General features: G+C 67.4%; 8 protein-coding genes. 1 reads left to right on the forward strand and 7 read right to left on the reverse strand.

Annotated elements, in window-relative coordinates:
• Positions 1–42 precede the first annotated feature (42 nt).
• Positions 43–1,245 (reverse strand): hypothetical protein, encoded by a 1,203-nt coding sequence (locus OHA40_RS31645; protein ID WP_330230475.1) that lies wholly within the window; start codon positions 1,243–1,245, stop codon positions 43–45.
• Positions 1,246–2,087: 842 nt separating this feature from the next.
• On the opposite strand from OHA40_RS31645, the gene OHA40_RS31650 reads away from it, so the two are divergent.
• Entirely contained in the window at positions 2,088–2,774 is a 687-nt protein-coding gene (locus OHA40_RS31650; protein ID WP_330230476.1) for a DUF1214 domain-containing protein, read from the forward strand.
• 52 nt (positions 2,775–2,826) lie between these two features.
• Here OHA40_RS31650 and OHA40_RS31655 read toward each other — a convergent pair whose 3' ends face one another.
• The 6 genes from OHA40_RS31655 to OHA40_RS31680 are packed head-to-tail and all read right to left on the reverse strand — an operon-like array spanning position 2,827 to position 20,214.
• Positions 2,827–3,477 (reverse strand): hypothetical protein, encoded by a 651-nt coding sequence (locus tag OHA40_RS31655; protein WP_330230477.1) that lies wholly within the window; start codon positions 3,475–3,477, stop codon positions 2,827–2,829.
• Positions 3,474–4,682 (reverse strand): cytochrome P450 family protein, encoded by a 1,209-nt coding sequence (locus tag OHA40_RS31660; RefSeq protein ID WP_330230478.1) that lies wholly within the window; start codon positions 4,680–4,682, stop codon positions 3,474–3,476. The genes OHA40_RS31655 and OHA40_RS31660 overlap by 4 nt, the downstream gene beginning before the upstream one ends.
• A complete protein-coding gene (locus OHA40_RS31665; protein WP_330230479.1) occupies positions 4,679–5,344 on the reverse strand; it encodes a glutathione S-transferase family protein in 666 nt (221 codons plus the stop codon). Before OHA40_RS31665 ends, OHA40_RS31660 begins: the two co-directional genes overlap by 4 nt.
• Positions 5,341–8,334: a type I polyketide synthase gene (locus OHA40_RS31670; RefSeq protein ID WP_330230480.1), complete on the reverse strand. Its 2,994-nt coding sequence runs from the start codon at positions 8,332–8,334 to the stop codon at positions 5,341–5,343. The genes OHA40_RS31665 and OHA40_RS31670 overlap by 4 nt, the downstream gene beginning before the upstream one ends.
• Positions 8,331–13,640 (reverse strand): type I polyketide synthase, encoded by a 5,310-nt coding sequence (locus OHA40_RS31675; protein ID WP_330230481.1) that lies wholly within the window; start codon positions 13,638–13,640, stop codon positions 8,331–8,333. The genes OHA40_RS31670 and OHA40_RS31675 overlap by 4 nt, the downstream gene beginning before the upstream one ends.
• Entirely contained in the window at positions 13,633–20,214 is a 6,582-nt protein-coding gene (locus tag OHA40_RS31680) for an acyltransferase domain-containing protein (protein WP_330230482.1), read from the reverse strand. Before OHA40_RS31680 ends, OHA40_RS31675 begins: the two co-directional genes overlap by 8 nt.
• Positions 20,215–20,589: the final 375 nt, after the last annotated feature.

The following is a 20,589-nucleotide window of genomic DNA, read 5'->3' on the forward strand; positions in this document are numbered from 1 at the left end:
TAGGTCTGTTGAAGGATCACGCGGTGACCACCCTCTACTCGGCTACGACACGCCCAGACTTTGCTGGTGTCCGGTCGTACACCATCCTGCTGGACTCAACCGAGCGACACTGCTGCTTCCAGGCGAACGGACGGGTCGACGTGGTTCAGGAATGGCCGGACCGTTGGCTCGGTCGATGCGGCGCCACGACCCAGCTGACCGAGGATCTCGACCGCCAGCACCGGCGTATCCGAGAGGACCTCGACGATCTCGTGCGCAGCGGCAGCGGCCGGCTGGCCGAGTTGTCCGATCGCTCGCACGCTGATGGTCGTCGTCGGCTTTGCGAGTGTGCAGCTCGACCATCCGGTGGCGAATAAGAGGCAGAAGTTCTAGTGCGTGTGCGCCGAGCGGCGCCAATGCCTTGTCCAGGTTGATGGGCGGCTCGTCCAGCTCCAACGCCCAGCGCACCGCCGGAATCGCGCCACGGTCGCCGGTATTGGCCGCCAATTGCAGTAGTGGGCCGACGCGATGCGGTGATCGCTCCCTGGTGTTCAGCGACAGCCAGGGCAGCGGAAGCCACTGAAACGGGCAGGAGTTGTCTATACCCTCGGGGAGTTCGGTGACCCGCAGGTACTGCTCGAGCTGGTTGAGGATGCGATCGGTCACCGGCGCCGCGGCCGATCCCAGGCGGGTCAAGACGTCGGTCGCGGTTTCCCACAGATCGACATCGCCCACCGCATCCACCAAGGCATCGAGCAATTCCGGGTGCTCTGCCCGCCAGGTGTCGATAACCTTGCCCGCTTCTGTGCAGCCAATTCCTCGCATTATCGGGTCGGGCTCGGCGAGGTATCCGAGGGCTCGTGCGGTCTGCGCCGACAGCGTCACCGGTTCGGGCGGTGGCGGCGAATATGGCGGAAGCCCGAATCGGGCCGCCTGCTCCGGCCGGTCCTTTGCGATACACCGAAGTACGGTGTCGATCCTGCCGCGCACCAGCGAGTCGCGTTCCTCGTCGATGTGGTCCCGCAGTGCGGGGATCACCGTCTCCCACCTGTCGGCGCAAGCCACCAGGACGAATGGGACCGCACGCCGGACGTCGTGGTCCGGGTCGGCCAGCAACGGCAGGAGATTCGGCAGCGCGCGCCCGATCGCCGAACGAGCGGTTTCCCGGTGCCGGGATTCGCTCGTCGTGGCCGACTCGCCGTCCCAACGGAGGTGGAGAGATGTTCCGTATTCGCTTTCATCGACACCGGCTATGGTGGCGATCATTCGTAGCATCGCCGCCCGATCGCCGTGGAGCGGATCCACTGCGAGCTCAACCAGGAAAGGCACACACACAGCCCCGAGCCGATGCGGATCGACCGATTCGACGGGGTCGAAGTCATAATCCAGCGGGTTCGTTCGTAACAGATTCTCGAGCTTGTATATCGCGAACCCACGGGTAGACGGGTCCTCCGATGTCGTTTTCCAAAGCAACTCGGGAACTGCGGTCACAGACCCGTATCCGTCGTCTAGAGCGTCCCAGTCGACCTTATCCAGACCCTCGAGCATCCACACTTCCGAATCATCGTTTCGTTCCAGCCATCCATCACGAACTCGCCCGCCCACGTCCTCGATGACCGATGACGTCGGGCCTTGCCGGGATCACGGCTGGCCCGCAACGGCCTCATCGAGGTGCTACTCGGTGATCGCGCTCGGCGAATCGGAACCAAGTAGAACAAATGCTCGATTCCATCGCCCACTGGAACGGCGCCCGGCGGCCGCGGCCGTCCGGCGCCGCAGTCGGTTACCGGCAGACGAAAGCGGGCTCGTCGATGTACCCGCCAACCGTCATAAGACCTCGCGCCGGAGTTGCCTCCGAGGTGCTGACCAGCGATTTTATTCCCGTTGGGCGGCTATAATCCGGTGCGGAGCCCTGCACGGTACCCGATCTGATCGGAGGCGGAGCAGGATTATGGACGACAGACCCGAGCGCAGGCCCACTATCTCGCGGCGCGTCGTGTTGGCGGCGACGGCAGGGGCCGCGATCGGCGCGGTGGCGTGTGGCAGATCGGACGAGGACGGCTCGACCGACCCAGCCGCGGCCGGCGCCGGCCGAGCAGGTCGTGAACATGGGTGCACGCGAATTCTTCGACCGGATGTGCGCGGTGATGGCGATCAATCCGCCCGCACCCGACGACGCACCCGCCATGCGACGCTTCGCGACCATCGGCATCCGGCCGGGCGGCGAAGTCGAGGGCCTGTCCGACGCCGAACTCGGCTCGGCGGCCGCCACCGCACAGCGGCAGATCCCGGTGTATCTGGGGGCGAATTCGGTCAACCAGAACGGCTGGATCTACGACCCGACCCTGGGCGCGTACGGCACCGATTACCTGTTACGCGCGACCCAGGCATGGAATGGTCTCGGGGCCGCTCTCTCGGAGGATGCCATCTATCCGACGTTCTTCGGCTCGGTGGACGACATGAACCGGGGCCGCTTTCGGCTGCATTTCGCGCCGGGCAAACTGCCGCCTGTCGACGCCTTCTGGTCGCTGACCGCGTACGACGCCGACAGCTATCTGGTGCCCAACCCGGCGGGGATCTACGCGGTTGGCCACCAGGTTCCGGTAGCGCTCAATCCTGACGGTTCCCTGGACATCACCCTGCAGTACGCGGACCCGGGACCGAGCGTCCCCACCGGAAACTGGCTGCCCATTCCCGAATCGGGCGATTTCTCTCTGACCCTGCGGCTTTATGCGCCGAAACCTGAGGCGGTACAGTCTCTTTGGCACCCTCCGCCACTCGCACCGCTGCCGTGAGCTGATCCGGGACCTCTTCGCCCCATGACCGCAGTGACCTTCCACCGGCTGTTCAGTGACGGTCGTCGCCGGGCCTGTGCCGCACGCTTCGCACCACGATCGCGCCGTAATCCCTGCTCGGCGGATCCGGATAGTAGTCGGGGACGATGTGCCTCTGGTCGGGCACCAGATAGTCGTGCCCCCGATACATCTCCAGGAAGGGATCGACCAGGCAGCCACCGAGTGTGCGAAACGCATAGTCGCGGGCGTCGATCTCGCCGAATCGGCGGCAGTAGGCGTCGTAGCCGGGGATCTTGGCTCCGGTGAGGACATAGTCCAAGGCGTACCTCTCGGCCAGCTCGACCGGGGTCTCCATCATCACCGCGTATGCTGTGCCACCGCGTGCGGTGCGCTTCAGAGAGCCGGAAGCGAGATAGATGGCGTTCGCGGTGTCCAGATCGATCTCCGGGTAGTAACCGTTGCCGGTCACCGTGTCCCAGTCGCTGAGTTCGGAAACCCTGTCCGCCTCGTACCGCATGGGAAAGCCCATCAAGGTGCCGACGACCTCGCCGTGCTGTTCGAAGACCCAGAACCCCTCCGGAAACGCACGCAGGCGAGCGGTCATCTGGTCCCGGCTCGCCCGCTGGGCTTCCTCCCAGTCCTGCTCGACGGCCATGATCTCGTCCAGGTCGTCGATCGCCGCCTGCCGCACCAGGATCGTCATCGCACCCCCCAGGTCACGGGAAGCTGCTCCAGGCCGTGCACGAATACGCCGTCCTTCCATCGCAATGTGTCCGGGTCGACCGCGAATTGCAGTCCGGGGAAGCGCCGCACCACGGTGCCGATAGCCACCGTTGCCTCCAGTCTTGCCAGCGACGCCCCGAGACAGAAGTGCAGGCCGAGGCCGAACCCCAAGTGCCGGTTCGGTGTCCGGGTGATGTCGAACCGGTCCGGTTCGGGAAACTGCGCTTCATCATGATGTGCTGACAGCAGCGAAGCGACGACCAATTCCTCGGCCGGAATGACCGTGCCGCGGAACTCGACATCGGTCAGCGGAAAGGCTCCGGTGCTGTTCTTCACTGGCGGGCAGTATCGCAACACCTCCTCGATCGCCGGTTCGATGAGCGCTGGCGTGGTTCGGAGCCGCCGCAGTTCCGCAGGATGTCGCAGCAGCGCCCACACCCCGTTGCCGATGAGGTTCCCCGTCGTTTCGAAACCCGCCGCGATGAGCAGGAAAATCATGCTCATCAGTTCCACCGACGACAGCCGGTCACTCTGCGTCTGCGCCTTGATCAACGCACTGGTGAGGTCGTCGCGTGGCCGCCGACGGCGCAGTGCGAGGAATTCCTCCAGGTACTGCTGGAACTCGATGACCATGCGGCGCAGGGCGTCGAAATCTCCTTCCGACGGCGGAGCGATCAGAATCCTGGTCCATTCCCGGAAGCGCTCCTGGTCTTCGACCGGAACTCCGATCAGCTGGGCCAGTACGGCGATCGGCAGCCGGAAGGCCAGCGCGTCGAGCAGATCCACCGATTCCTGCCGTTCGACCGGATCCAGTAGCCGTTCGGTCGCCTCGGCGACGTACGGACGCAGCTCCATGATCCGGCGGGGCGTGAACGCCTTGGCCACCAAGGCACGCAACCTGGTGTGCTCCGGCGGATCGGCGTAGAGCATGTGCTTGTCCAGCCGGTCGAATTCGGATACCCGGAAGTACCGGGATCGTGCCGCATCGGACAGCTTCCGCTTGTCTTTGCTGAAACGATTGTCGCGCAGCAGTTCGACGACGTCGGCATAGCGAGTCACGCGCCACTCGGGCGCACTCTGGTGCGGATTGAACAGGCGGACGATCGGTGCCTCGGCACGCATGCGCGCCAGCGTCGGCAACGGATCGACGCGCATCTGTTCGCCCCACGGATCGAACCGGTTCACTCGGGCCGCTCCAGCACCCGCCCGACCCGGCGCCAGGTCGGCCTTCCACTGATCTCCCGCCACCATCTCGCAAGGTTCGGCCGCGCGTCGATCAGGTCCGCGCCATTGGAAGCGACCAGATACTGCAAGTAGGGCAGCCAGGTCACCTCGGCGAGTGAAAACTCGGGGCCGGCGAGGAACTCTTGCCCGGCCAGCGTGGCATCCGCGACGTCGAACGCGGTTGCGAGCTCAGCGCGCGCCGCGGCGATAGCGTCCCGGTCCGGTGGTGGCGGCAGGAATCGCGCGCCCGGGCTTCGGCGGATGATCTCGTACACCGGGCCCCCGCGGACGAGCTCCCACACTGGGCCGCTGACATAGCTCTGCTCGATGCTGATCCACTGTTCCATCAGCCCGCGCAGCCGGAGGTCGTTCGGCGTCAGCGCCAGGCCGGGCAGCCGCTGATCGAGATAGCGGATGATCGCCCGCGATTCGTACAATAAGAACCCGTCGTCCTCGAGTACCGGAATCTCGCCGAACGGCTGGCGTTTTCGGTGTTCCGGCGACTTGTCGTGTCCTTTCAGGACACTCACCTCGACCAGCTCGGCGTCCTGATTCTTCTCCGCCAGCACCATCAGCACCTTGTGGGTGCAGGCGCTCGTAGCGGTCCCGTATACCTTCATCATGTTTTGTCCTCCGCGTGCTCGGCGAGCGCCTGCAGCAAATACCGTGTGATCGCCCGTGGGGTCTGATGATCGAAGGCGAGGGTCGCCGGCAGCGCAAGGCCCGTTCGCGTCGCCAGTTCGTGTCGAAGTTGCACGGTCATCAGCGAATCCATGCCCAGTTCCATGAACTTGCCGTCGACCGGGACGTCCGAAGGCGAAGACAATTGGAGCACGGTCGCCGCGTCGATGCATACCGCCGACTCGATCGCGGCCTCCCGCTCGTCGTCCGGCAACCCGATCAGTTCATCGATCCAGTGCACCGGTTCGACGGCGACCGGTTCACTCGGCGGTGCCGCCGTCGTGTCGATCCAGTGACGTTTGCGCTGCCACGGATAGCGCGGCAAAGGTACTACCCGGCGCCGATCCTGGTACAGGCCGGCGAAATCCACTGGATAGCCCGCGGTGTAGAGCTCGGCAATCGAGTTGAGCAGGCCGGGTAATTCCGGGCGCTCCCTGCGCAGCGTCGGTATCGCCGCTGTCCTGCCGAGACAGTTCGCGATATGACCGGAGAGCACTGGATGCGGTGCGATCTCGAGGAAGACCTGCTGCCCATCGCGGGCCGCGGCGTGCACGGCTTCGGCGAACCGGACCGGATGCCGGACGTTGTCCGCCCAATAGTCGCCGGTCAATTCATTTCCGGCGATTCGGTCTCCGCGCACCGTGCTGTAGAGGGGGCACGCTGTCGGCACGGCCTCGACCGTGGCGAGTTCCGTGGCGAGTTCCGCGGCCAGTGGCGCCATCGACGGCGAGTGGAACGCGTAGCCGACCGGTAACCATCGGCAGTGGACACCTTGTCGCTGGAGTGGGCCGACCACGGTGTGCAGCTCGTCCACCGTGCCGGACAGCACGACGGACCCGCCGTCGTTGATCGCCGCGACCACGACCGAAGTATCCGATGCGGCTAGAACATTCGCGATCTCATCCTGGCCGAGCGCGACCGCGACCATCGCCCCCGAACCGTCTGCCCGCGCCATGATCCGGCCCCTGGCCACCGCGATCCTGATGGCTTCCGCCAGACTCAGCGCACCCGCGACGTGCGCGGCAGCGATCTCGCCGACACTGTGCCCGATGACCGCGTCCGGTCGAATGCCCCACGACGAGAGCAGGGCCGACAACGCGATCTGACAGGCGAACAGCGCGGGTTGGGCGATCTCCGTGCGGTGCAGCCGCGACTTGTCGTGCGGCGCGGCCAGTTCGGCGAGCAGCGAGAACGACGCGTGCTGCGCGATCAGCTCCGCGCATTCCTCGAGCGCGGCGCCGAAGACCGGTTCGCCGGCTTGCAGCTGGCGCCCCATCCCGATCCACTGAGCGCCCTGCCCGGAGAAAACATAGGTGAGCATCGGCGGTGCCGCGGCACGCGCCGCGGTGGCACCGTCCCGCACGAACACGCGCAGCTGCTCGGCCAGTTCGGTGCCGGACGCACCGACGACCGCAGTCCGCCACTCATGATGATCGCGCCGGGCTCCTGCGGTGTAGGCGATGTCGTGCGGATCGTTTTCCCGTTCGAGGAGTTTCGCGTGTGCCGTCGCCAGCTCGGTCAGTGCCGCCGGGCTGCGTGCCGACAGCGGGAGCAGCACCGGTCCGACGCGTGGCGGCACCGGCTCGATCGTGGGCGCCTCGGCGACGACGACATGCGCATTGGTGCCGCTCATGCCGAACGAGCTGACACCGGCGATCCGCGGCTGCTCGCCTTCGGGCCACGCGACGGTCGACCTGGGGATCACGAATGGTGTTCCGGCAAGGGAAATCCTCGGATTCAGCGTGCTGAAGTGCAGATTGCGGGGAATTTCCGCGTATTGCAAAGCCAGCACCACCTTGATCAGTCCGGCGATGCCCGCGGCGGCCTCGAGATGTCCGATGTTGGTCTTGACCGCGCCCAGCACACAGCCGCCGCGGTCCGGGCCCACCTCGCCGAAAACCTCGGTCAGGGCATCGATCTCGACCGGGTCCCCGAGCGCGGTGCCGGTGCCATGGGTCTCCACGTACCCGATATCGCCGGGGCGCACCTGGGCATCGGCGAACGCCTGCCGCAGCATGTCGTGCTGCGCCAGCGGATTCGGCGCCGTCAGTCCGGCCGAGCGACCGTCGGAGTTCATCGCCGAACCCCGCAACACGGCCAGTACCCGATCACCGTCGGCCAGCGCGTCGGAGAGCTTCTTCAGCACCACGATCCCGCAACCCTCGCCCCGGACGAACCCGTTCGCACGCGCGTCGAACGTGCGGCACCGGCCATCCGGCGACAAGGCCTGCAGATCGCTGATCATCTCGGTCACCGACTCGTCGAGAACGAGATTCACCCCGCCTGCCAGGGCGAGCGAGCTCTCCCCTGTCCGCAGGCTCCGGATCGCGAGGTGCACCGCGACCAGCGACGACGAGCACGCGGTGTCCACCGCGAGACTCGGCCCGCGCAGCCCGAGCAGGTAGGACAACCGGCCTGCGCCGAAACAGTGGGCCGTTCCGGTGCCCGTATACCCACCCATGGCGCCGGAGCGGGCGCTGAGCAGGAGGTAGTCGTTGCTGCTCATCCCGATGAACACGCCGGTTCGGCTGCCGGCCAGCCGCTCGGTCGCCACTCCGGCGTCTTCCAGCGCCTCCCAGGCGATCTCGAGCAGCAGCCGATGTTGCGGATCCAGCGCGGCGGCCTCCCTCGGCGAGATCCCGAAGAACGCCCCGTCGAAACCATCCACCGCCGACAGGAAGGCGCCTAGTCCCCCGGCATCGCCGGTGGCGCGGTTCGGTCGTTCGGACACCGCGTCGACACCGTCGGAGAGCAGCGTCCAGAATGATTCCGGGTCCTCGACGCCGCCTGGGAAACGGCAGCCCATGCCGATCACCGCGACAGGTTCGGTGTGCTGCCGCCGCAGTCGCGCGACCTCGGCCTCCAGCTTGCGCAGCGCGGAAGCCGCTTTCGCAAGGCCTGCGCGGTAGCGTTCTTCGTCGGCGCTGTTCACGGCAGCTCCCCGCCTTCGAGCCGGTCGATCGAATCGTCGATCTGCGCCAGCAGGTTGTCCATGTCCAGATCGCCGAGTTCATCGAGTTCATCGGCGGCCGTCTGCGGTTCGGCCATGCCGAGCGCGTCGAGCAGCTGTTCGGTCAGCGCGAGCACCGTCGGTGCGCCGTACAGCAGCGTCGCGGACAGCCGGACGCCCAGCGCCGACTCCAGCCGGTTCCGCAGTTCGAGTGCCATCAGCGAGTCGACGCCCATGGCGGTCAGCGGCGACTTCCGGTTGATCATGGCCGCGTCGAGGTGCAGGATCCGGCCGAGCTGCTCGGCGACGACGGCGTCGATCAAGCTCGGGCGTTCGGCAGGAGTGGCCACGCGCAGCCGGTCCGCGAACCACGGAGCCGATTGCTTGCTCCCGCTCTCCCGGTTGTCGTCACCGAGTTCGGCGAACAGCGACGCACCGGCCAAGGACGGGTAGAACGCCAGCCATTGCCGGAGATCGAGATTCGCCGCCGCGACCTGGCTGGTTTTGCCACCCAGCAGCAGACCGAGGATGTCCATGCCTTGCTCGGGAGTGATGGTGCCGACTCCTCGGTGTGCGAGCCGCTGCCCTTCCGACGCGCGGCTCGCCATAATTCCGTCCTGCGAGTACAGGCCCCAATCCACGCACAATGCTGTTTTGCCACCGTATTCCCGATGCCGCGCGAGCGCGCCGAGAAATGCGTTGGCTGCCGCGTAACCGGCCTGTCCCGGCGAGCCGAGCAGGGCAGAAGCCGATGAATACAGGACGAAGAAGTCGAGCTCCCTGTCTCCGGTCAGTTCGTGCAGGTTCCACGCGCCCCGGACTTTGGGTGCCAGGACCCGATCGAATCGTTCGGTATCCAGTCCCAGGATGGTCCGATCGTCGAGGACCATGGCCGCGTGCAGTACTCCGCGCAGTGGCGGCATCCGGTCGTCGATATCGGCGAGCACCCTGGCGACGTCCGCGCGCCGGGCGACGTCCGCGCGCGCCACCACGACCTCGACGCCATCTCTTCTGAGCTCGTCGATCCTCGCCTGTGCGTCCGGACTCGGATCGTGTCGTCCGGCCAGCACGAGATGCGACGCCCCGCGCGCTGCCAGCCAGCGTGCCAGACCGATGCCGAGCCCGCCGAGGCCGCCGCTGATCAGGTATGTGCCCCAGGTCAGGGTCGGCGCGGCGTCCCCGGCGCCGAACCGGGTGCGTACCAGTCTGGCCAGGTTGCGCCCATCCTCGCGTAACGCGATCTCGTCTTCGCCATCCGCGACGACCAGTTCGGGAAGGAGTTCTTCGGCGGAACGAGTTCGAGCCCAACCCGAGTCGAGGTCGACCCGGGTGCACTGTAGTTCGGGATGCTCGACGCTCAATGACCTTGCCAGTCCCCACAGCGGAGCTTGGGACACTGCAACCGGTTCGCGGCCTACCTGCTGCGCTCCTCTGGTGACCAGCCACAGCCGGGGATGGTCCCGCAGGCGGAGGCGGGCGAGCGCGCGGACCAGCCGCACCGTGGTCAGTCCGGCGGTGTGCTGATCGACGGTCAGCGTGTCGGCGGTGACATGTTCGGTATCGGTGGTGTCCAGGCTCCACAGGTGCACCACCCCGGCGCAGCCCGGTTCTCCCTGGGCGACGTTGTGGAGCAGTGTGTTCCAGGCGTCATCGTCGGCCACGTCGATGTCGTCCTTGCCGACCAGTACGCAGGTCCGGCCGTGTCGTTCGAGCAGCGTCGCCAGTGCGTTGCCGACACCGGTGGAATCGGCGAGCACCAGCCAGGTGCCGACAGTCACTTCGCTCGGATCCGGTGCCACGAGGCGTTCCCCCGCGCGCCAGGCCACCTGGTAGAGCCAGTCCCGGTACGGTTCCGGTTCGGCGAGCCGGGCCACCGTCAGTCCCGCTACCTCGATCAGCACGGTGCCGTCCGCGTCGAGCACCAGCAGATCCCCACTGTCCCCGGAGGACCGTGCGCGCGCGTGTACCCACAGCTGTCCACCGATCGGCCCATGCAGTCGAAGCCGCTCGATCCGCACCGGAATGACCCCGCCCGTTGGCAGCCGGTCGAGCAGCACACCGCCGAGAACCTGGAAGCAGGCGTCCAGCAGTGCCGGGTGACAGACATACCCCGAGGACGACGTGGCCGGCTCGACCGACGCGATGGCCTCACCGGCACCGGTCCAGATCTGTTGCACGCCACGAAAAGCCGGGCCGTAACCGATGTCTCGCCTGGCATATCGTTCGTAGTGCTCGTCTGCGGTGACCTCGGTGCGACATCGATTCCGCACCGACGAAGGCGGCTCGGCCGTAGGTGGCCCGTCGTCGCCGTGAGCGATCGTTCCATGCGCACACAGCACCCACGGCTCGGCCTCGGTCGTCCGGGCATATACCTGGAAGCCGTCGGAGTCCTCGATGAATTGGACGTGACCGGAGCCGTCGTCGCCGAGCATTGCCATGCGTTCGAATACGAGCTCTTCCAGTACAGATGATCGCCCCGAGGCACCGAGCGCCATCTCCACATAGCCCGACGCCGGGAACACCACGGCACCATCGACGGTATGGTCGGCCAGATACGGCAGATCCAGTTGCCGTTCCCAGATCCGAGTACCCGGCGAGGTCGCCGGGCTGACCGGCTCACCGAGCAACGGATGTCCGTACGGTTCGCGGCGGGCGGGAACCCGGTCCACCCAGTACCGCCCTCGGCGCCACGGGTAAGCAGGCAGCGGCACGCAGCGCCCGCCGCTGGGATGCAGCGCGCGCCAGTCCACCTGGCTGCCCCGGACATACAGCGCGGCAAGTGATTCGAGGAATACCGCTCGCTCATCGTGTTCGCGCCGCCCGGACGCGAGGGCCGTACCTCCGTCTTCTTCGATCGAGGGCAGCAGGATCGGGTGAGGGCTCAGTTCGACGAACACTGTTGGCCCCAGTGCAATCTGGTCACGGACCGCGTCGGAGAACAGCACGGGTTCTCGAAGGTTGCGGATCCAGTAGGTAACATCCAGCTCGGCACCGTCGCAGACTTTTCCGAGAACGGTGGATCGCATCGGCACCGTGGCGGTCTGCGGTGTCAGCACACCGAGCCGGCGGCTCAGCTCATCGGTGATGGCGTCGACTTGCGGGCTGTGCGCGGCGACCTCGACCTTGATTCGACGGCAGAACACTCCCGCATCGGTCAGCTGGACCGAGATCTCGTCCAGGGCGTCCGGTGCGCCGGACAGCACGGTCGAGCGTGCGCTGTTGCTCGCCGCGATCGACACCCGATCCGTGAATCCGGACAGCACCGCGCTCGCCTGTTCGACAGGCAGCTCTACCTGCGCCATCGCACCGCGTCCTGCCAGTCCGCGCAGTAACCGGCTGCGGCGGCAGATGATTCGCGCCGCGTCCGCCAGCGTGAGCGCGCCGGCCACATGCGCGGCGGCTACCTCGCCCATGCTGTGGCCGATGACCGCGTCGGGCTCGATGCCCTTCGACCGCCACAGGGCCGCCAAGGCGACTTCCATCGCGAACAGCACCGGCTGCACGATGTCGATCCGGTCCAGCCGGGACTCGGACGGGTCGGCGGTCAGTTCGGCAATAACCGACCATTGGGCCTCATTTTGTATTGCGTCGTCGCACGCCTCGACAGCCGCGCGGAACGCGGGCTCATCGGCGAACAGCGCACGTCCCATGCCGAGCCACTGCGAGCCCTGCCCGGGAAATACGAACACCACCCGCGGCCGTCGGTCCGGCTCGGTGCCCGGCACCAGCCGCGGCGGCCCGTCGCCGGAGAGCAACAGTGCGGCGCGGTGCTCGTGATGCTGTCTGCGGGCGGCCGCGGTGTAAGCGATATCGGCGATCTCGGCCCGCCGCTCGGTCAGCGTGGCTCGGAACGCAGCGACCAGATCGGTCAGCGCGCCGGCATCGCGCGCGGAGATCGGCACCAGTGCCGGTCCCGCTGCGGGCGCGGCTGCGGGAGGTTCGATGTGCTCCGGCGGATCGGCGACGATGACGTGCGCGTTGGTGCCGCTGATACCGAACGAGCTGACGCCGGCCATCCGCGTCGCACCGTCCCGTTTCGGCCACGGGACCGGGTCTTTCGGCAGTACCAGGGCGGTCCCGGCGAGGTCGATCCTGGGGTTGACGGTGCGCAGGTGCAGGTTCGCCGGAATACGCTCCCATCGCAGCGCGAGCACGGCCTTGATCAGCCCGATCACCCCGGCGGCTGCTTCGAGATGACCGATGTTGGTTTTCACCGCTCCGAGCACGCAGCGCGAACCGTCGTCCCGTGGCCTGCCGAGCACCTCGATGAGCGCGTCCACCTCGATCGGATCGCCGAGTGGCGTTCCGGTGCCGTGTGTCTCGACATAGCCGATATCCGCCGCGTCGGCGCGCGCACTGCGCAACGCGTGCCGGAGCAACGCTTTCTGCGCGGACACGTTCGGCGCGGTCAGCCCGGACGAACGTCCGTCGGAGTTCACCGCGGAACCACGGATCACCGCGAGCACCGGATCGCCGTCCGCGACCGCGTCGGACAGTCGTCTGAGAACCAGCATTCCGCATCCCTCGCCGCGGACGTAGCCGTTGGCCAGCGCGTCGAAGGTCTTGCATCGCCCGTCCTCGGACAGGGCGCGGGAACTGGCCAGCATGTCGGTCATGTCCCTGGCCAGCATCAGGTTGACCCCGCCTGCCAACGCCATCGTGCTCTCGCCGGATCGCAGACTCTGCACCGCGAGATGCACGGCGACCAGCGAGGACGAGCATGCCGTGTCCACCACCATGCTCGGACCCTGGAGCCCGAGAACGTAGGAAAGCCGTCCCGCGGGGAACGAGTGGCCGTTGCCGGTCACGGTGTAGATGTCGCGCTCGCCGATGCTGAGGCGGTCGTAGTCGGTGACGACCACGCCGGCGAACACACCAGTGCGCGAGCCGGTCAGCCGATCCGGCAAAGCGTGCCCCGCCCGTTCCAGCGCCTCCCAGGCCACCTCCAGCAGCAGGCGCTGCTGCGGGTCCATCGCCTCGGCCTCGCGGGGCGAGATGCCGAAGAAGGCCGGGTCGAATGCGTCCACATCGGATAGAAAGCCGCCCCAGCGGGTCGCCGTACCGTCCTCGCGTGCCCACCGGTCGGGGGGCACCTCGCTGATCGCGTCGATGCCGTCGTCGAGCAACCGCCAGAACTCGTCGGGGCCGGTGCCGCCGCCGGGCACCCGGCACCCCATGCCGATGACGGCGATCGGCTCGGTCTTGGCAAGCAGCTCCCGGTCCAACCGTTCCTGCAGGGTCCGAATGGCCGTCAGAGCTCGCTTCACCGACGACGCCTGCTCAGTCATTGCCCCGGTCCTGTTCGACGAGCCGGATACTGTCCAGCAGCATGGCCTCGGCTTCCGCATCGGAGAGCCGATCGATGTCCGCTGCCAGGGACGGTGCATTCTCCGGTTCCGGTTCCGGTGGCCGCGCCGAAGGGTGCGCCACTGCGAGTTCATCCGCGATGAACTCCGCGAGCGCGGCGATGGTGGAGTAGGTGAACAGCAGCGCGACGGACAACCGGATGCCGAGCGTGGATTCCAGCCGGTTGCGTAGCTCCACCGCCATGATCGACCCCATGCCCATGCCCTGGAACGTCGCCTTCCGGCTCAGGTTCGCGGAATCTCGTTGCAGCGTCAGGGAAAGCTGTTCGGTCAGATGCTCTTCGATCAGCGCGGCACGCTCGGACACGGTGGTCGCGGCCAGCCTGGCGGCGAACGCGGTAGGGATGTCCGGCGCACGGGATTCGATCTCGTCGAACAGGGGCGCGCCCGCCGCGCCGGGAAACGACTCGAACCAGTGCCGGAGGTTCAGCTCCATGACGGCGAGCCGCCCGAGTTCCGGGCCCACCCCGCGGTCCAATGCCCGTGCGAGACCCGCCGCGGGCGCATCGGCGATGCCGTGTGCCGCCGTGCCCTCCTGGGCGAGATGCAGGCTCATCGCCGGTAGGCCGAGGCCGCGGCGGTGGTGTGCGATCGCATCCAGCCGTGCGCTGTCCAGTGCGTCACCCGGGCGACCGAACAAGGACGCGACCGAGGAGCAGAGTACGAAGAGATCGAGCCTGCGATCGAGCGTGTGCTGATGCCACCGCCACGCGCTGTCACCACTCCCGGCGTGGATGAGCCCGCACAACGGGCCTGCGGCGGACTCGATCTCGGCGATCAGTCTCCTCATCTCGTGGCCGTCGGTGCCGCGCGTATCGATGGTCGGCACTCGCGCGGAGCCGATGGGCCGGATTGCACCGGTACCGTCCAGGATCACGACATTCCGCGCGCCGCGGTCGGTCATCCACCCGGCGAACGACTCGGCCAACGCGGCGTCCTCGCAGACGATCAGGTACGCGCCGTCGGCCGATAGCTCCGCCGTCCGCTCACCGCCGTCGGGCACGCGAACCAGCCTGGCCACGAACCGGCCGCCGGGACGCAGGGCGACGTCGGTCTCCCGCTCGTCGCTGAGCAATTCCGACACCAACCTGGCCGCCTCATCGGGTGTCGGCCGTGTGGCGAGGTCCAGCCGTGTGACCGACAGCTGGGGGTGGTCGAGCCCGATCGCCCTGCCGAGTCCCCACAGGGGCGCCTGGTCGACGCTGACCGTAGCGGCATCCTCGCCGACTGCCTGTGCGGCGCGGGTCACCAGCCACAGCCGTGGCTGATCACGCCATCCCATTCCGGCCAGTGCGTCGGCCAGCGCACGCGCGCTCGCGGTGCCGAGACTGCCGATCAGCACTACCCCGGCCGGTGGTGGTCCAGCCAGAACTGTGCGCAGGGATCCGATCGCGGTCGAGTCGGTGATCCGCGCAGTTACCAGATCGCAGTGGATGTCTCGCGCCCGTAGCTCGTCCGCGAGTTCGGTACCGAGGCGGTCCTCGTCCGCGAACACGACCCACGGCCCCACTCGCTTTCGCAACGGTTCTCGGTGTGGGCTTTCGCGCCATTCCACGGTGTACAGGCAATCCGCAGCCGGATCCGGCTCTGTGGGCGGGAGCGAGCGCATACGCACGCCCTCGGCTTCCATCAGTACCCGGCCGTCGTCGTCGAGCAGGTACACGTCACCGCCCGGACCCGCCGATCGGCCGTGCGCCCATACCGGCCCGGTCGGTGTCCGGTACACCCGCAACCGACCGATCTCGGTCACCACGTAGCTGCCGGACGAACCGTTGCACAGGGCGATCAGCGCCTGCAGACCGGCATCGAGCACCGAGGGATGGATGCGGTAATCCGCGCCACTAGAGTGCGCCGGTTGCGGCGGAATGAGCAGGGCCAGCACTTCGTCCTGGCCGAACCACAGCTCCGAGACCCCACGGAGGTGCGCTCCGATGTCCAGTCCCGCCCTGGCCAGAACCCGATAGTGGTCGGTCCCGTCCCGGTGCGTGGGGCAGCGCTTCCCGATCAATTCCGGTTTCTCGCGCACGTCCGGCTCGCCGGTGTCGGGGCCGGCGGTGGCCAGCGCATGCCGCGCCCAGTCCGGACCGCGGCTGCTGAACACCTGGAAGAGTCCATCCCGCGTGCTGATCACCGCCTGGGTCGCGGGCGCCACTGCCTCGGTCAGCTCCAGCATTCGCTCGAACGCCAGGTCGGTAACTGCAATATCCGTGGTCTCGTAGGCCTCCGCGGCCGCAGCCAATGCCATTTCGGCGAATGTGGCCGCGGAAAGCACGACGTTCCCGCGCACGGTGAGGTCGGCGAGATACGGCAGGTGTGCCGGGTCCAGCGTGCGTTGCCAGTACCGGGTTCCGTGCTCGACCGCCGAGACCAGACCGGTACCGAGCAGCGGATGGCCTTCGGCGGTGCGGGAGAGGACGGTGCGCTGGTCTGCCGCGAGCCAGTACCGCTTTCGCTGCCACGGGTACGCGGGCAGCGAAACGACCCGACCGGCATCGAGGAGCCGATCGAAGTCCGGCGCGCACCCGCCGGCGTACAGCGCGCCTGCGGCGCGGCGCAGCGCGGACCGTTCGTCCTCGCCCCTGCGCAGCGAACCGATGACGTGACCATCGATCCTGCGGGCGGCGAGACATCGCTGGATGTTCTCGAGCAGAACCGGATGTGGCCCGATCTCCAGGAAAACCCGGTACCCGTCGGAGATCGCGGCGTTCATCGCATCCGCGAACTGCACGGTTTGTCGGACGTTGCGCCCCCAGTAATCCGGGTCGAATCGCTGACCGTCAACGAGCTTCCCCGAAACTGTGCTGTAGACGGGCAACCGGTTCGGCTCCGGAGCAAGCATGCCGAGCGCCTGGGACAACTCCCGCCCGGCCGGGTCCATCCGCGCGCTGTGGAAGGCGTAACCGACCCGGAGTTCACGGTAAGCGACGCCGTCGCGACGCAGCCGTCCGAGCAAGTCCGCCAGTGCGGAGTCGCTGCCGGAGACGACGGTCGAATAGGGATCGTTGATCGCCCCGATCGTCAGTTCCCCCTGGTATTCGCTCAGTATGTCGCGCAACCGCTGGGCAGGCAGTTCCACGGAAGCCATGCCGCCCTCCCCCGTCACCGCCGCGGCCTGCATCAATCGGCTCCGGTGATATACCACCTCGACCGATTCGGCGAGAGACAGTGCCCCGGCCAGATACGCCGCGGTGACCTCGCCGACACTGTGGCCGATCAGGGCGTCCGGCGCGAGTCCCCATGCCTGCCAAAGCCGAGCGATCCCCACTTGGATCGCGAACAGTGCCGGTTGCGCGACCGCGGTCTGCTGGAGGCGACTGCGTCCCGCCGGTGCGGTCAGCTCGGCGGTCAGCGACCATTGGGTCAGCGGCTGTAACCAATGCTCGCATTCCTCGACGGCGGCACGGAACACCGGTTCGGCCAATAGGTTCCGGCCCATTCCGACCCATTGCGACCCTTGACCGGAGCACACGAACACAATCCGGCGCCGCTCGCCATGCTCCACGTCGCCCATCCACGTGTTGCTCGGCATGCTGCCCTCAGCCGTGGCACGCAACGAATCGGCCAGCTCTTTCGACGATGAACCCGTCACAGCAAGCCGGTGTTCGTGATGATCTCGCCGCACGGCGGCCGTGTAACACAGGTCGCCCAGGGCGGTTCCGTCGTCGCCGCTGAGCTCATGCGCCATCGCGGTCGCCGATGCCAGCAGGGAATCACGAGATCGGGCGGAGAGCACCAGCAACTCCGTCCGGCCGTGGTGCGGCATCGGTGGCCGAGCGGCACCTCGGGTGTACAGCGCACCCAATGAATCGATCAGCGTCGAGCAATCGCGGTCGCCTCGGCGCAATGTCGGCAGTGCCGTGCCACCGTTCTGCTCGACCACCGACGTGAGAATCGGATGCGGGCCGACGTCGATGAAGACTTGACTGCCCTCGCCGAGCAACCACCCCATTGTGGTTCGGAATCGCCACGGTTCGCGTTCGGTGCGCACCCAGTGCTCGGCATCGAGGTGCGTGCCGTCCATTCGCTCGCCGGTGACCGAGGAATAGAACGGTATTCGGGTCTCGCCGGGCTGCAGATCGGTGAGCGCGGCCCGCAAATCGGGCAGCACCGGATCCACATAGGGGCAGTGCGAGGCATAGTCGACCCTGATCAGCGCCGACGCGATCGATCGCGCGGTGAGTTCGTCCCGCATCGCCTCGATTGCTGCTCGGTCACCGGAGACCACCGTGGATTCCGGGCCTGCGGCGCCCGCGACCCATACCCGACCACCGTGTCGGGATACCAGTTCGTTCGCGTCCGCAACGGACAGGTCCAGCACGGCCATGGCGCCGTGGCCGGAGAGGCTGCCGGCCAACGTGCTTCGCCGACACATGATCAACACGGCGTCGTCGAGGCCGATCGCACCGGCGACGTGCGCGGCGGCGACCTCACCCATGCTCATCCCGGCTACGGCATCCGGCTCGACCCCGTGTGATCGCCACAGGTCGGTCAGTGCGACCTGCATCGCGAAAATCGCGGGTTGGGCCAGCTCGGTGCGCTCGATCCAGCGCTCGTCGGCCGAGGTCAGCAGGCGGGTGAGGGACCAGTCGACGTGCCGGCGCAACGCGGTCTCGCACCGGCTGATCGCCGACCGGAACGTGGGCTCGCGCAGCAACCACGCACCCATCCCGGTCCATTGCGAACCCTGCCCGCCGAACAGGAACGTGATTCTCGGCCGGTCGCCTTCGACTTCCCCGGTACTGACTCCGGCTCCGGCGTAGCCGTTGAGGAATTTCTCTGTGGCCGAAGCGAGATCGTCGTGGTCGCGAACGGACAGCGCGAGCCGGTGCGCGCCGTCTGCCTTCGCCCGAGCGGCGGCGCACAACTGAGCGAGCGATGACCGGTCCCGAGGTGTCGCCAGCTCTCGCGCCGCAGCACGAAGGCCGTCTTCGCTGTCCGCGGCAAGCGGCAGCAGGTGGACCGGAGCGTCCTCGCCGCTCTCGAGGACCACATGGCAGTTCGTACCACCGAAACCGAATGCGCTCACCCCGGCGACCAGGCGGCCTCCCGCGTCACCTTGCCACTTCTCCGGCCGCGAAAGGACCCGCAAACCCCATTCATCGAAGGGGATGTGCGGACTGGCCTGCTCGAACTGGCCGGACGGCGGCAGGGTGCGATGCCGCATCGCCAGCAGCACCTTGATCAGCCCGGCGATCCCAGCTGCCGGTTCGAGATGTCCGATCGCGCTCTTGACCGAACCGATCGGCAGCAACCGGTCGTGCGGCCGGCCCGCGCCGAGCACCGCGCCCAGCGCGCTTGCCTCGATCGGGTCACCCAGCGCCGTTCCTGTCCCGTGCGCTTCGACGTACCCGACATCTGCAGGCGCAATCCCCGCTCGGCGGTACGCGTTGCGCAGCAAGGATTCCTGGGCCAGCAAGCTCGGCGCGGTCAGGCCATTGGTGAACCCGTCGTGATTCACCGCGCTGCTCTTGAGCACGCCGTGAATCGGATTGCCGTCGGCGAGTGCGCGGTCGAGTGGCTTCAGCACGATCATTCCGGCGCCCTCGCCGCGGCCGTATCCATCGGCACGCGCATCGAATGCCTTGGAACGCCCGTCTGGCGCCAGCGCGCCGAGCCGCGCCAGCGCGTGCACCGTATCCTGCGCCAGCATCAGACTCACGCCACCGGCCAGCGCGATATCACACTCGCCCGCCCGCAGGCTCTGCGCCGCAAGGTGCACGGCGACGAGTGACGAGGAGCACGCGGTGTTCACCAGCAGGCTCGGCCCGCGGGCACCCAGCGTGTACGACAACCGCGCGGGAATGATGCTCGGATCGCCTCCCGCCAGGGTGTGTTCGGTGACCAGATTCGGGTCGGCGCGAATCCCCGCCCCGTACTCGCTCCACATCGCACCGACGAACGCTCCGGTCCGGCTGCCACCGAGAGTGCCGGTCGGAATGCCTGCGTCATCGAGAGCTTCCTGCATCAATTCGAGCATCAGCCGTTGCTGCGGGTCGACGTGTGGAGCCTCGCGGGGAGAGATACCGAAGAACTCGGGATCGAACTCGTCGATCCGGTCGAGGAACCCGCCGCGTGGCGGACCGTCCTCGGCCCACCGGCCCTCCGGCGGTTCGGTCAGCGCATCCGTACCCGCGCTGAGGAGTTGCCAGAATGCCGCCGCGTCGGGAGCGCCAGGGAAGCGGCAGGAAAGACCGACGATCGCGATCGGTTGCCGCTCCGGGACCGGGGACTCGTGCTGTTCTTGCGGCTCCGACCTGGCCCCGGTGAGCCAGCCCGCCAGGGCATTTGGTGTCGGATACGCCCACAACAGAGCTGGCGACACCGGTTGGCCGCCTGCCTCGCTCAATTCACCGGCGAGCATCGTCAACGTCCGTGAATCGAGCCCATAGCGAGTAAACGGTTGGCGTCCGTCGATCGCACCGGGATCCAACCCGCTCAGTGCCGCGGTTCTGGCGACGAGCCAATCCCGCACGTCCTCCATAGAATTGGACCGCATAAGCCGGGCCACCTCCAACACGCAACAAACCCTCATCGTCGCGTGGCCCTGTGCCCTCCTACGGCGGCACGCCCGAGGATAGTATCCCGCCCGCTAACCCCTGTATAGACCGAATGGTCTTGTTCCCGGGCCCTTGAATTCACAAGGCGCGGCTGCTTCCCTGGCGTGGCAGGACTCGGATGGCGACGCTCCCGCGGAACAGTTCGACACGGAGCGAGTCCTTGACCGCGTGCCTGCCGTTCCACGCCGACACGACGACACGGACCGTCCAGACACTGCCCCGATTTCGGTGGGACTCCGAGTTCCGCCTCCGGTGTCGTAGTCCCCCGCTGGCGGAGGCTGGGCTGATGTGCGGTATTCCGCTGGATGTGCCCG

Source organism: Nocardia sp. NBC_00508, from assembly GCF_036346875.1.
GTDB lineage: Bacteria > Actinomycetota > Actinomycetes > Mycobacteriales > Mycobacteriaceae > Nocardia.